Below are 12,726 nucleotides of genomic sequence, written 5' to 3' on the forward strand. Positions count from 1 at the left end.
TTACCCGATGATAGCTAAGACTCGAGAACGAACCCTAAAGCTTGCACGCGATACCCTCACTATTGAGGCTGCCGCACTGCAAACGATGCGCGACCGCCTTGAAGGGCCTAATGCTGATGCCCTTGTGCTGGCGGTTGAACTACTCCATGGCTGCAAAGGCAGAATTGTGGTGTCTGGCATCGGTAAATCTGGTCACATTGCACGCAAAATTGCTGCCACCTTTGCCTCTACTGGTTCCCCTGCTTTCTTTGTTCACCCAGCTGAGGCCAGTCATGGTGACTTAGGAATGGTAACTCGGGATGATGTTTTTGTAGCACTCTCAAATTCTGGTGAGACCGATGAACTACTAACCATTGTTCCCATCATCAAGCGTACTGGGGCAAAACTGATTGCATTAACTGGTGCACCGAATTCATCTCTTGCAAAACTGGCTGATGCACACATAGACACTAGCGTTGAAAAAGAAGCTTGTCCACTCAATCTTGCACCAACAACGAGCACTACCGCAGCATTAGCAATGGGAGATGCCTTAGCAGTTGCCTTGTTAGATGCAAGAGGATTTGAAGCGGAGGATTTCATCCGCTCGCATCCAGGTGGCAGACTTGGTCGTAAACAACTTATGCATGTCAGCGAAGTGATGCGCAGCTTTGATGGCACACCAAAAATTTCCGTTGAAGCTTCATTACAAGATGCTTTGCTAGAGATGACCTCTAAGCGGATGGGTATGGTTGTTGTCTTAGATCAAGACAACAAAGTATTTGGCATTTTGACCGATGGCGATCTACGCCGCCTGTTAGAAAAGAAAACTAATCTTGATGGCATCACCTTAAAAAGTGCCACCACACCTGGGCCCCGCACCATTCCACCTGAGCTTCTTGCAGAAGAGGCAATTGAGATGATGGAGAAACATCGCATTAATCATTTGGTTGTCAGCAATAGCAATGGGCAACTATTAGGCGCACTCAATCTGCATGATTTGTTTGCAGCAAAAGTTATTTAATCTTTCATCTAATTTAATTACGATGCCGAGCGCTTTTACTCCACACAATACGAATCCTCTAGCTCAATACCCACAAGCCTGGGAGCGTGCTAGCAGAGTCAAGCTCTTGGTTCTAGATGTCGATGGTGTCTTAACCAATGGGCAAGTATGGATGGGTGCCGATGGCAAAGAGTCTCTGAAAGCGTTTGATATTCAGGATGGCCTGGGCATTAAATTACTAGAGCAATGCGGAATACCAACTGCCATCATCACCGGCAGAAATTCAAAAATGGTCTTAGCGCGCTGCGAAGAATTAGGCATTAAACACCTCCACATGGGCGTAGAAAACAAAGCCATTGCCTTGGCCCAGGTGATCAAAACCTTAGATCTTTCTCTCTCAGACTGTGCTGTCATGGGTGATGACTGGCCGGATTTACAAATGATGAAAAATGCTGGCTTTAGGATTTGTCCTGCTCAAGCTCATGAAGCAGTGAAAGAATCTGCCCATTTCGTAACGATTCATCACGGTGGAGATAGGGCTGTACGAGAAGTATGCGATCTGATTCTGAAGGCGCAAAACCACTACGACGAATTACTGAATAAAGCACGTAACTAGGTAATGCAATTCAATTCCCAAAAAATCAAGATTGGCCTTGCACGCACTCTGTTGCGACTCATGCCATTGATTCTGATGATTGCTTTAACACTAGCAACTTTTTGGCTGGTACAAAAAAATACCCCGCCTGAAAAATCTGCGCTTGAGCGTGCAAGACTGCATGAACCCGATTACACGATCAACGATGGTGCTCTATCCGCGCTCAATGAGCTTGGCAATACTAAATATCGAATCTTAGGCAAGAAGGTGATTCACTATGACGATGATGCCTCGATTGATATTCTGACCCCGCGCATGCGCTTCTTTCAGGCAGGTAAAGCACCGGTGACCGTGAAATCAGATACTGGTCACCTTGATGGCGATCTTACAGTTTTGGATCTCATTAATAACGCATCGATCTTTCGACCCGCACAGGCCGCCACAGCAATAGAGCCAGCAACTCTTCGTATGCTGGCATCCTCGAGTTATTTCAAAGTCCTGATTAATGATGACATCATTGAAACCGATAAGCCCATTACCCTTGAGCAGGGTATGTCTGTAATTAATTCAACTGAAGGCGGGATTTTTAATAACATCGAGCAAAGCATGACTCTTTCAGGTCATGTAAAAGGGCGTATTGAACGAGCGCCGCGAGGTAATCAGTAAATGATCACTAAAATCAGCCGCTTGCTTCTGTCTATTGCTTCTGTTCTTGTGCTTGGTTTGGGTCTCGTTGGTTTTGTTCATGCAGAAAAAGCAGATCAAGATAAACCCATCATCCTCGAAGCGGAAAAAGTTTCAGTGAATGATGTTAAGCAAATTTATGATCTCAATGGCCAAGTGCTGATAACCAAAGGTAGTATTTTAGTAACTGGTGAAGATGGGCATATTCAAGTAGATCCTGAAGGATACGAGTTTGTTGACGTTAAAGGTACACCAGAAGCTACGGCTAGCTTTAGACAACGTCGCGAAGGACCTGCGGATGAATTCATGCAAGGCTTAGCGACTCAGGTTATCTACAATGCTAAAACTGAAGTTCTCACATTAACTGGTGATGCTAAGCTCAAGCGCCTACTCAATATGCAAATGCTAGACCAATTGCGCGGCTGGAAAATTGAATATGATGATGTAAAGCAGTACTATCGAGTTACGCCCCCTAAAGACGCAAAGCCAGACGATCTCCCTCTGGCTAGAGCAATTCTTTCACCAAGACGAAAAGCCACCTTAGAGAAATGACAACGGATTTAGCTCAACCCAATAGCCCAGCAACTCTGAGTGCGCACCATTTACAAAAACGTTATGGCTCTAGGACAGTAGTTCGAGATGTTTCTATCGAAGTGAAATGTGGCGAAGTGGTTGGCTTGCTTGGACCCAATGGTGCCGGTAAAACAACCTCGTTTTATATGATTGTCGGTTTAGTTCCGCTTGACGCAGGCAGTATTATTTTGGATGGTGCCGATATCACCCGCCTACCCATCCATCAGCGCGCTCGCATGGGTTTGTCTTATCTTCCTCAAGAAGCGTCTGTTTTTAGAAAACTCAATGTTGCTGAGAATATCCAGGCAGTCCTAGAACTTCAGGCGCAAGGTGGTAAGCCGCTGACTAAAGCCGAAATTGCCGACCGTCTCGATGAGCTCTTGGGTGAGCTACAAATTGGCCATCTGCGCAATAACCCCGCTCTATCCCTATCTGGTGGTGAGCGTCGTCGAGTGGAGATTGCTAGAGCTTTAGCCTCCCAGCCCAAATTCATCTTGCTAGATGAGCCATTTGCAGGCGTTGACCCTATTGCCGTTGGGGAAATTCAGCGCATCGTACGTTTCTTAAGAGACCGCCAGATTGGCGTTCTCATCACAGACCATAATGTTCGGGAAACCCTGGGTATATGTGATCACGCCTACATCATTAGCGAAGGCAGCGTGCTGGCAGAAGGCGAGCCAGACCAAATTATCCAAAATGATGCCGTCCGTAGAGTCTACTTGGGTGAAAACTTTAGGATGTAAGCTGGGCGGCCTTCTGGGCCATTTAACTAATAAAGATGGCTTTCCCTCTTGGTTTTCAGCAAATTCGCTGATACGCTGGAGGTTCATGAAGTTCCCTTCCAAAAATACCGTTCAAACGATTTCAGGGGCTTGCTGCGCACCCCAGGCATGAGCATGCGCACGCGTATATAAGGAGATGCTGATGAATTTGAAAATTAATAGCCGCCATCTGGAAGTAACCCCAGCCATGCGTGCCCACCTTGAAGCTGGAATGGCCAAAATTCGTAAGCACTTTGACCATGTCATTGATGCATCTGCCTTTCTTGTAGTTGATAACGCCAAAGAAAAGGAACTTCGTCAGAGCGCTGAAATTACCATTCACCTGAAAGGCAAGGAATTATTTGCCGAGGCGCACAATTCCGACCTTTACCACGCGATGGATGCCGTAGTCGATAAGTTAGAACGCCAGGTTGTAAAACACAAAGAAAAGATCCAGGATCACCACCACGATAAGCGATTTGAGTGATATTAACAGTCAGGACACCTATAATCAATTCTAATGAATGCCCTGACCAATCTTTTCACCCCTGACTGCATTGCATTAAATCACCCTGCCAATAGCAGAGCTGATGCATTTGCAGCAGCTGGGGACCTCTTCTTTAAAAAAGTAGGTATTAATGCGGCTTCCGTCGTAGAGTTTTTGAACGCACGTGAAGATTTAGGATCGACCGCACTTGGTGCTGGTGTTGCAATTCCTCATGGACGCGTTAAAGGCCTCAAGCAACCAAGCGCCGCTTTTATAAAACTCAAAAATCCGATTGAGTTCGCCGCACCCGATGGTGAGCCTGTATCCATTCTGATTTTTTTATTGGTTCCTGAAAAAGCTACTCAACAACATTTAGAAATTCTGTCTTCTATTGCACAACTGCTATCTGATGCGGACAATCGTCAATTTCTGTCGTCTGCCAACGATCCAGTGAAGGTATGCGAATTATTACAAGAGTGGGATGTAACAAAATGACACAGCCCTTGCTCCTCGAAGGAGTAACTGCACAGCAGATTTTTGATGACAATGTTGCAGATCTCAAGCTTTCCTGGATTGGCGGACTAGAAGGCGCAGATCGCACCTTCCCGGCGGAGGCAGTCAAAGCAGCTGCAGCTAGCTCAGACTTAGTGGGGCACTTAAATCTCATTCACCCAAGTCGCATCCAAATCTTTGGTGAACAAGAGGTTGACTATCATGCAGCCCTCGAGCCCGAACAAAAGCAAGAGCAAATCGCTAACTTAATTTCTAAAACGCCTCCCTGTGTCATCGTAGCCGATGGTAAATCAGCTGATTCAGATTTGCAGCTCTACTGTCAACGCACTTCCACCCCTTTATTTACTACCCCCATCTCTGCAGCAGAAGTGATTGATCATTTGCGGATCTATCTCACCAAAATTGGTGCGCCTCAAATCACAATGCATGGTGTTTTTATGGATATCCTGGGCCTAGGTGTATTGCTAACTGGTGAATCAGGTTTAGGTAAAAGTGAATTGGGTCTTGAGCTGATTTCTCGTGGCCATGGCTTGGTGGCAGATGATGCTGTTGATTTTGCTCGCCTTGGTTCAGACTATATCGAAGGACGTTGCCCGGTTATCCTGCGCAACTTACTTGAAGTTCGTGGCTTAGGCCTGCTGGATATTCGTACCATCTTTGGTGAAACTGCCGTACGTCGCAAGCTCAAGCTCCGTCTCATTGTTCAGCTAGTTCGCAGAACGGATGGAGAGTTTGAAAGATTACCTCTTGAAGCTCAACACATTGATGTTCTAGGGGTTCCGATTCGTACAGTAAAAATTCAGGTTGCTGCAGGACGTAACTTAGCGGTCCTAGTTGAAGCTGCTGTTCGTAATACAATTTTGCAATTACGTGGTATCGATACCTTAAAAGAATTCATGGAACGTCAACGCATTCAAATGAATACTGAAGCCGATTCAGTCAAATCTCAGGGTCGCTTACTCTAAGCTATGCAAATTAATCTGATTACCGGAATCTCTGGCTCGGGTAAATCAGTCGCCTTGAGGGCTTTTGAAGATGCAGGCTATGACTGTGTAGATAACCTGCCAGTCACCCTCCTTGAGAATTTGATTGTCACCCTCGAAAAAGAAAAGAGTGAGCGTGTAGCAGTAGCAATTGATGCACGTCGCGGCGAATCCATTGCTGAACTGCCCTCCATTCTCGAGAACTTGCGTCGCAATCATCAAGTCAGAATTGTTTTCTTAAACGCTAACACCAATACCTTAGTGCAGCGCTTTTCAGAAACCCGCAGACGCCATCCCTTATCAACGAATGCCCAACCATCACAATCTGCAACACTCATTGAGGCGATTGATAGAGAGCGCAACCTGCTTGAACCACTTCGCACCCAGGCGCATAGTATTGATACTAGTAATTTGCCAGCGCATGCCCTGCGCTCCTGGATTAGCGATCTTCTCAAAGATAAGCCATTAGGGCTATCCGTGATTTTTGAATCCTTTGGTTTCAAAAAGGGAGTTCCCAGTGAATCTGACATAGTGTTTGATGTGCGCTGCCTACCCAATCCTTATTACGATAAGGATCTAAGGCCACTAACTGGTAAAGACAAGCCGGTTAAAGAGTTCCTTGAGAAAATCCCTGAAGTAGTTAGCATGGAAGGTGACATTATTCAGTTTATTGATAAATGGTTACCGCACTACATTGCAGATGGTCGTAGCTATTTAACGGTGTCAATTGGATGTACCGGTGGACAACATCGCTCAGTCTATTTAGTTAATCGTATTAGCGAACACTTTCGTGCACAAAAAGATTTGGCTGCTCTGCAACTTAGTTTTTTAGACCGTCATCGCGAGCTAGACTCAATCCCAACAGTAAAACTTTAATTGGTTGTGGCAAGCCATATCGCCCTAACTGACTAAGGTGTACCCACTTCAAATCAGAGCTCGAGAACTCTACTGCGCTCGCAGAGTTTAATTCCCAAATCTGTATCCATAAACGACGGTGGGTGAAGATATGTTTAATTTGATTACCCTGCTTTAGTCCCTTTAAAGATTTAGCCAAGCTAGCACTATTTTCTTCGGGCAGGATTATAGAAAGCAGTGCCTTAGTACCTCCCATTGGCTTTGGAACTGTTTTAGTTTTTGGCCTCCAGGGTGACTCCGGCAAAGACCATAGCCCACCCCAAATTGCCTTACTGGGTCGCTTTTGTAAAAGTACAAAATTGCCTGATCTGACCAATAACATATCGCAATCAAACTCTGGTGACTTTGCTTTTGCTGCCTTTTGAGGTAAAGCTAGAACTTGATCACTTAAGTTCGCCTGGCAATCCTTTGCAAAGGGGCATTTTTTCTCTACGCCCATGCATACTGGTTTACGGGATGTACACCAAGTGGCTCCAAAGTCCATCAAGGCCTGTGTATACACCGGTATATTTTTTGATTCATTAGGCAATAAATCATTAGCTAGCTGCCATAGGCGATCATTCACTGCTTTATCTTGTATTGCGCCATCAACAGCAAATAAGCGCGCCAGAATTCTTTTGACATTTGCATCTAGTATTGGCGCCCTTTCATGAAAAGCAAAAGCGGCAATCGCTCCTGCTGTTGATCGACCAATCCCCTTTAGCTGCTCAAGCAAAACTGGATCGCTCGGAAACTTTCCAGAAAATTCCTGCATTACTTGCTTTGCGCATGCGTGCAAGTTTCGAGCACGTGAGTAATAACCCAAGCCCGCCCATTCAGCTAATACTTCATCAATATCAACTGCCGCTAATTTTTTGACAGTCGGAAAGCGTTTCATAAAGCGCGGATAGCGCTCCAAAACTGTAGCAACTTGAGTTTGTTGCAGCATGATTTCAGAAACCCAAACTGCATATGGGTCACGATTACCTTGCCATGGCAAACCTGAGCGGCCGCTGACCCCATGCCAAGCAATCAGCTTTTTTGCAAAAGCATTCATTATCGTTTTTGACATTGGGGGCAGAAATAGGTGGAGCGCTGCCCCTGGACAATTTGTGTAATCGGCGTTTTGCAAACCTTACAGGGCAAGCCTTTGCGGTCATAAACTTTCGTTTGCACCATGAAGTGACCGGGATCACCTTCGCTATTTACAAAATCTTTCAAGCTACTACCGCCAGCAGCAATCGCATTTTTCAGAATGAGTCTGACTGCATTTGCTAAACGAGCACACTGGGGCTTGCTTAACTTACCAGCGGCTTTTGCAGGATGAATGCCCGCCTCAAATAAACTTTCTGAGCAATAAATATTACCGACGCCCACTACGGCCTGACCAGCCAGTAAAAATTGCTTCACCGCAACACTGCGCTTACGTGAGGCTTTATAAAGAATATCTGCCCCAAGCTCACCTGCAAACTCAGCTGAAAAAGGCTCAACGCCTAACTTTTGTAAAAGGGTATTTTTCTCAAGCGGGCCTTTTGTATTGGCGTGCCATAAAACTGCGCCAAATTTTCTGGGGTCGTGTAATCGCAGACTCAGCTTGCCAAATTCAAAAGTGACACGATCATGAGGCTTCAAACAGTCAGTGCTTGGCAGAATCCGCAAGGTTCCAGTCATACCTAAATGGATAAGTAAATGACCGGTATCCATTTCCAGGAGGAGATATTTGCCGCGCCTTGTAATCGACTGAACCTTCTGCCCTGTCAAAATCTTAGGCAATTTAGTAGGCACGGGCCAACGCAAGCGCCCATCCAGCACTTTGACGGCGCTGACCTTCTGCCCCTCAAGGTGGGGGGCAATTCCTAATCTGGTGACTTCTACTTCTGGAAGTTCTGGCATCAATGGATTGTAGATTCGCAGATTAGAATGTGCTTATGAGCAAATTCATACGCAAGCCCCTTTTGCAGGGCTTATTCCTTTTGGTCGCATCTAGCGGCTTAGTCTTTTCTGGCCAAACCCAGGCCCAAATAGATGGCTTAAAGACTGGTGAAGGGGTATTTGAGGTGCTTGCCTCAGAGATAGCCCTCCAAAGGGGCGAGGCTGGGCTGGCTTACAACACCTATCTGGAAATGGCCCGGCAGTACAAAGACCCCCGTCTGGCTCAAAGAGCAATGGAAATCGCTATTAGCGGAGGCTCGCCCGATTTAGCGCTTCAGGCTGCAAAAACATGGGATGAGCTATCGCCAAGCTCAGAAACCAAACCTAAGGAGGTACTCATTACTCTCCTCGTTTTGAGTAATCGCTGGCCTGATACGGTGAAACCAGCAATTTCTTTGCTACGGAAACAAACTCCAGCGCAACAAGAAAATACTTTATTGCAACTACAAGCATTGCTTGCTAAAGCAAAAGATGAAACGGAAGCATTACGAGCTTTCTATGAGATTGCATCTACTGTCAAAGTGCCACTAAAAGATCCAGGTCTGCTTTACACCTATGCGATGTCTGCAGAAAAATATGGGCGCAACGATGTGATGGAAAAAACTTTGCGTGAAATTTTACGTAAACGTCCAAACGATGCCAACTCTCTGAATGCTTTAGGTTACTCTTTAGCTGATCGCAACATCAAACTTCCTGAAGCGTTTGCACTGATTAGTAAAGCACATGAACTATCCCCAAAAGATGCTTTCATTTTAGATAGCTTGGGCTGGGTGAACTTTAGGCTGGGGAAAAATGCTTTGGCATTAGAGCAACTGCAGCAGGCATTTGCGATGAAGCCTGAGGCTGATATTGCCGCTCATACTGGCGAAGTCTTATGGATTATGAATCGTCGCCCTGAGGCAGAAGAGGTATGGTCCAAAGGACAAAAATTAGACGCCAATAATCCGACCCTCAAAGAAACTTTAAAACGCTTCAAACCAGACTGGTCTACCCCAGAAAAACCTCCTCAAGGCTCATGGGATGGCCGTTTCGCAGTAAAAGTCATCGGTATTACTGACTCGCAAAATCAAGGTGGCTCAGGTGGCTTTACTTTGACTCAAGATGCGCTCAAGGATATCTTGGAAATTCGAAATCCTATTGGTGGCTCTATTGCAAAAATAACGATCAATCCTGGTGAGGCAACTTTAGAGCGCGATGGTCAGGTCGTCACCGCAATTGATGCAGACACATTAATACAAAATACTCTGGGCTTGCCCTTGCCTGCGCGTGGCCTATCAAATTGGCTCAGAGGTGAAGTGAGACCGGGTAGCGAAGCTAGCATTGATAGAAATGCCAAAGGTCAAGTGAGCAAAATTAATCAGGATGGTTGGGAATTAGCTTATACCTGGGGTAAGAACATGCGCCTAGATAAACTCACGATGACGCGTAATTCTAATATTGGATCGATTGATATTCGTTTGGTTTTTGACCATCCCAATGAGTAAGTCAATCTTGGTGCTGCGATCACCAGCAAAGCTCAATCTTTTTCTTCATATCGTTGGACGCCGTACCGATGGCTATCACCTACTTCAATCTGTTTTTCAACTGATTGATTGGTGCGATACCGTCACTTTAAAAATCATTCCAGAAAATGAAGTGCGCCGAATCAACCCAATCCCTGGCGTATCGCCGGAACAAGATTTGGTTGTACGTGCTGCAAAACTATTAAAAAACTTTTGCAAGTTTGAGGGCGGGGTTGAAATTAGTCTTCAAAAAGAAATTCCGATGGGCGCTGGATTAGGTGGCGGCTCTTCTGATGCAGCAAGTACCTTGATCGGACTTAATACGCTCTGGAATCTCGAATTAGACCAGGCAACTTTAGCGAGCTTAGGCCTGCAACTGGGTGCAGATGTGCCTTTCTTTATCTATGGACAAAATGCTTTTGTAGAGGGAATAGGCGAAAAATTTCAAGGAATTGAGTTGGAAAAGCGTGATTTTTTGGTGATTTTTCCCCGGCAGGGAATCGCCACTGCAAGCATTTTTCAAGCCCCAGAATTGACCCGAGATCACGCTCAGATTACAATTGATGGCTTTCTTGCGTCACCATGGTCCGATTTATCAAACGATTGTCAGGCTGTAGCGATGCGGATTTGCCCTGAAGTGAAGCAAGCTTTGGATTGGATTAGCCGCGCAGTACCGGGCTCAAAGCCCCGTATGTCGGGCTCTGGAAGTAGCGTTTTTGCCGTCTTAGACCCTAAGACCGATCCCGCAAAACTAGAAAATCTTTTACAAACTCTTCCACAGGGATGGATAGGTCGGATTGTTGGGGGCTTAAATAAAAATCCCGCTTACAATTTGATTTCTTCAGAATGAGCTGTAGGGGAATCGCCAAGCTGGTTAAGGCACTGGATTTTGATTCCAGCATGCGAAGGTTCGAATCCTTCTTCCCCTGCCAAATACTGTAGAAACGATAAAGATAATCTTTTGACCCGACAAAGCCCTTGATCCTATGACTACCCCGACCCACTCAGATTTACTGACCCTTTTCACAGGCAATGCAAATCCCATTTTGGCAGAGGCTGTTGCCAAAGAGCTCAAACTCAATATGGGCAAAGCTTTCGTAGGTCGTTTCTCAGATGGTGAGATTCAAGTCGAGATTCAAGAAAACGTCCGCGGTAAAAATGTTGTCGTGATTCAATCTACCTGTGCTCCAACGAACGACAACTTAATGGAGCTCATGATCATGATTGATGCTCTTAAGCGTGCGTCAGCTGGTCGTATCACTGCCGTGATTCCTTACTTTGGTTATGCCCGCCAAGACCGTCGCCCTCGCTCTGCCAGGGTTGCAATCTCGGCACGCATCATCGCCAATATGCTGCAGTCGGTTGCTGGTATTGAGCGCGTGCTCACCATGGATCTCCATGCCGATCAGATCCAAGGCTTCTTTGATATTCCAGTAGACAATATTTATGCCTCACCAGTGCTCTTGGCTGACCTAGAAGCGCAGAAGACGCAAAAAGATCTCATCATCGTCTCTCCAGATATTGGCGGTGTTGTTCGCGCTCGCGCAATGGCAAAACAACTCGGTACTGATTTAGCAATTATTGATAAACGTCGTCCTAAAGCAAACGTTTCTGAAGTAATGCATCTGATTGGTGAAGTCGAAGGTCGTCATTGCGTCATCATGGATGACATCATTGATACCGGTGGGACCCTCTGTAAAGCAGCTGAGGCGCTCAAAGAGCGTGGCGCTAAGGGTGTTACTGCCTACTGTACTCATGCAGTCCTATCGGGCGGTGCAGTCGCTCGTATAGCCGCCTCTGAACTCGATGAATTGGTCGTGACCGATACCATTCCATTGACTCCTGAGGCCATGAAAGTGACCAAAATTCGTCAATTGACAGTAGCCCCCCTTTTAGCCGAAACCCTTTCCCGCATTAGCAAGGGCGACTCGGTCATGTCGATGTTTGCCGAATAGGCCAAAAATCCCCGTTTTACCGCGTTTTTTGGCAATTTTGAGGGGTTTGTAGGCAAAAACTTCCTTTCCCACGATATAATCGAAGGCTTTTCTGTTTGGTCGCGAACGGAAATTAACCTTAACTAGGGAATTTAATATGAAAGTAGTAGCCTTTGAAAGAAGCGTACAGGGAACGGGTGCGAGCCGCCGTCTGCGCAATTCCGGAAAAACTCCGGGAATCGTTTACGGTAGTAAAGATGCAGCCGCTGTTATCGAGTTAGACCACAACGCACTGTTTCATGCTCTCCGTAAAGAAGCATTTCACTCATCCATCTTGGATTTGGAAATCGGCGGAAAAACACAAAAAGTGTTGTTACGTGATTACCAAATGCATCCATTTAAGCCATTGGTATTACACATTGACTTTCAGCGCGTATCTGCGACTGAGAAAGTTCATATGCGCGTTCCATTGCACTTCACCAATGCTGAGACTTCAGCTGCCGTGAAATTGCAAGGCGCTGTTATTAGCCACATCCTCAATGATCTGGAAATTTCTTGCTTGCCAGCAGACTTGCCAGGCTTCCTTGAGGTGGACTTGAGCAAAATTGAAGTAGGTCACTCTATTCACGCTAAAGACGTTGTACTACCAAAAGGCGTTAGCTTGGTATTGCATGTTGAACAAGAGAATCCAGTGATTGCAAACGCACGTATTCCAGCCGTTAAAGCTGCTGAGACTGAAGAAGTTGCTCCTTCAGCTGCTCCTGCAGCTGACGCTGCTGCAGCTGCAGCTCCAGCTGCTAAGGACAAAGAAAAGTCTTAATTTGCTTAAGCTACACTGCTTGCATTCAGAAAGCCCGCGCAAGCGGGCTTTCTTTTTTACTTTTTGTAG

15 protein-coding genes and 1 tRNA gene are annotated in these 12,726 nt (G+C 45.9%); 14 read left to right on the top strand and 2 right to left on the bottom strand.

Annotated features, from left to right (window positions below; genetic code table 11):
* Positions 1 to 7: 7 nt before the first annotated feature.
* The 9 genes from CBI31_RS05545 to rapZ all read left to right on the top strand — a co-directional run bounded on the left by CBI31_RS05545 (position 8) and on the right by rapZ (position 6,451).
* The gene (locus CBI31_RS05545) at positions 8 to 1,000 is read left to right on the top strand and encodes a KpsF/GutQ family sugar-phosphate isomerase (RefSeq protein ID WP_088525405.1); all 993 of its coding nucleotides are present in this window, start codon (positions 8 to 10) and stop codon (positions 998 to 1,000) included.
* 22 nt (positions 1,001 to 1,022) lie between these two features.
* Positions 1,023 to 1,595 (top strand): KdsC family phosphatase, encoded by a 573-nt coding sequence (locus CBI31_RS05550; RefSeq protein WP_088525872.1) that lies wholly within the window; start codon positions 1,023 to 1,025, stop codon positions 1,593 to 1,595.
* 3 nt (positions 1,596 to 1,598) lie between these two features.
* Positions 1,599 to 2,240: an LPS export ABC transporter periplasmic protein LptC gene (lptC, locus tag CBI31_RS05555; protein WP_088525406.1), complete on the top strand. Its 642-nt coding sequence runs from the start codon at positions 1,599 to 1,601 to the stop codon at positions 2,238 to 2,240.
* Positions 2,241 to 2,810, top strand: coding sequence for a lipopolysaccharide transport periplasmic protein LptA (gene lptA / locus CBI31_RS05560; protein WP_088525407.1), 570 nt, complete (start codon positions 2,241 to 2,243; stop codon positions 2,808 to 2,810).
* Positions 2,807 to 3,574 (top strand): LPS export ABC transporter ATP-binding protein, encoded by a 768-nt coding sequence (lptB, locus tag CBI31_RS05565; protein WP_088525408.1) that lies wholly within the window; start codon positions 2,807 to 2,809, stop codon positions 3,572 to 3,574. Before lptA ends, lptB begins: the two co-directional genes overlap by 4 nt.
* A gap of 181 nt (positions 3,575 to 3,755) precedes the next feature.
* Positions 3,756 to 4,079: a ribosome hibernation-promoting factor, HPF/YfiA family gene (hpf, locus tag CBI31_RS05570; RefSeq protein ID WP_088525409.1), complete on the top strand. Its 324-nt coding sequence runs from the start codon at positions 3,756 to 3,758 to the stop codon at positions 4,077 to 4,079.
* Between the two features lie 33 nt (positions 4,080 to 4,112).
* Positions 4,113 to 4,574, top strand: a complete 462-nt coding sequence (locus CBI31_RS05575; protein ID WP_088525410.1) for a PTS sugar transporter subunit IIA — start codon at positions 4,113 to 4,115, stop codon at positions 4,572 to 4,574.
* Between the two features lie 8 nt (positions 4,575 to 4,582).
* On the top strand, positions 4,583 to 5,557 hold the full coding sequence (gene hprK / locus CBI31_RS05580) for an HPr(Ser) kinase/phosphatase (RefSeq protein WP_206075471.1): 975 nt from the start codon (positions 4,583 to 4,585) through the stop codon (positions 5,555 to 5,557).
* A gap of 3 nt (positions 5,558 to 5,560) precedes the next feature.
* Positions 5,561 to 6,451, top strand: a complete 891-nt coding sequence (rapZ, locus tag CBI31_RS05585; RefSeq protein WP_088525412.1) for an RNase adapter RapZ — start codon at positions 5,561 to 5,563, stop codon at positions 6,449 to 6,451.
* Here the strand turns inward: rapZ and mutY are convergent.
* Positions 6,396 to 7,526, bottom strand: a complete 1,131-nt coding sequence (mutY, locus tag CBI31_RS05590; RefSeq protein WP_240553754.1) for an A/G-specific adenine glycosylase — start codon at positions 7,524 to 7,526, stop codon at positions 6,396 to 6,398. The genes rapZ and mutY overlap by 56 nt on opposite strands.
* Positions 7,526 to 8,362, bottom strand: coding sequence for a bifunctional DNA-formamidopyrimidine glycosylase/DNA-(apurinic or apyrimidinic site) lyase (gene mutM / locus CBI31_RS05595; protein ID WP_088525414.1), 837 nt, complete (start codon positions 8,360 to 8,362; stop codon positions 7,526 to 7,528). Before mutM ends, mutY begins: the two co-directional genes overlap by 1 nt.
* A 35-nt stretch (positions 8,363 to 8,397) precedes the next feature.
* On the opposite strand from mutM, the gene CBI31_RS05600 reads away from it, so the two are divergent.
* The 5 genes from CBI31_RS05600 (at position 8,398) to CBI31_RS05620 (ending at position 12,657) form a co-directional block, all read left to right on the top strand.
* Positions 8,398 to 9,885: a lipoprotein insertase outer membrane protein LolB gene (locus CBI31_RS05600; protein ID WP_088525415.1), complete on the top strand. Its 1,488-nt coding sequence runs from the start codon at positions 8,398 to 8,400 to the stop codon at positions 9,883 to 9,885.
* Entirely contained in the window at positions 9,878 to 10,753 is an 876-nt protein-coding gene (gene ispE / locus CBI31_RS05605) for a 4-(cytidine 5'-diphospho)-2-C-methyl-D-erythritol kinase (RefSeq protein WP_088525416.1), read from the top strand. Before CBI31_RS05600 ends, ispE begins: the two co-directional genes overlap by 8 nt.
* A 5-nt stretch (positions 10,754 to 10,758) precedes the next feature.
* Positions 10,759 to 10,835, top strand: a tRNA-Gln gene (locus CBI31_RS05610).
* Between the two features lie 54 nt (positions 10,836 to 10,889).
* Positions 10,890 to 11,858, top strand: a complete 969-nt coding sequence (locus CBI31_RS05615; protein WP_088525417.1) for a ribose-phosphate pyrophosphokinase — start codon at positions 10,890 to 10,892, stop codon at positions 11,856 to 11,858.
* A gap of 136 nt (positions 11,859 to 11,994) precedes the next feature.
* Positions 11,995 to 12,657, top strand: a complete 663-nt coding sequence (locus tag CBI31_RS05620; protein ID WP_088525418.1) for a 50S ribosomal protein L25/general stress protein Ctc — start codon at positions 11,995 to 11,997, stop codon at positions 12,655 to 12,657.
* Positions 12,658 to 12,726 lie beyond the last annotated feature (69 nt).

This window comes from Polynucleobacter campilacus (genome assembly GCF_002206625.1).
In the GTDB taxonomy this organism is placed as follows: Bacteria; Pseudomonadota; Gammaproteobacteria; order Burkholderiales; family Burkholderiaceae; genus Polynucleobacter; species Polynucleobacter campilacus.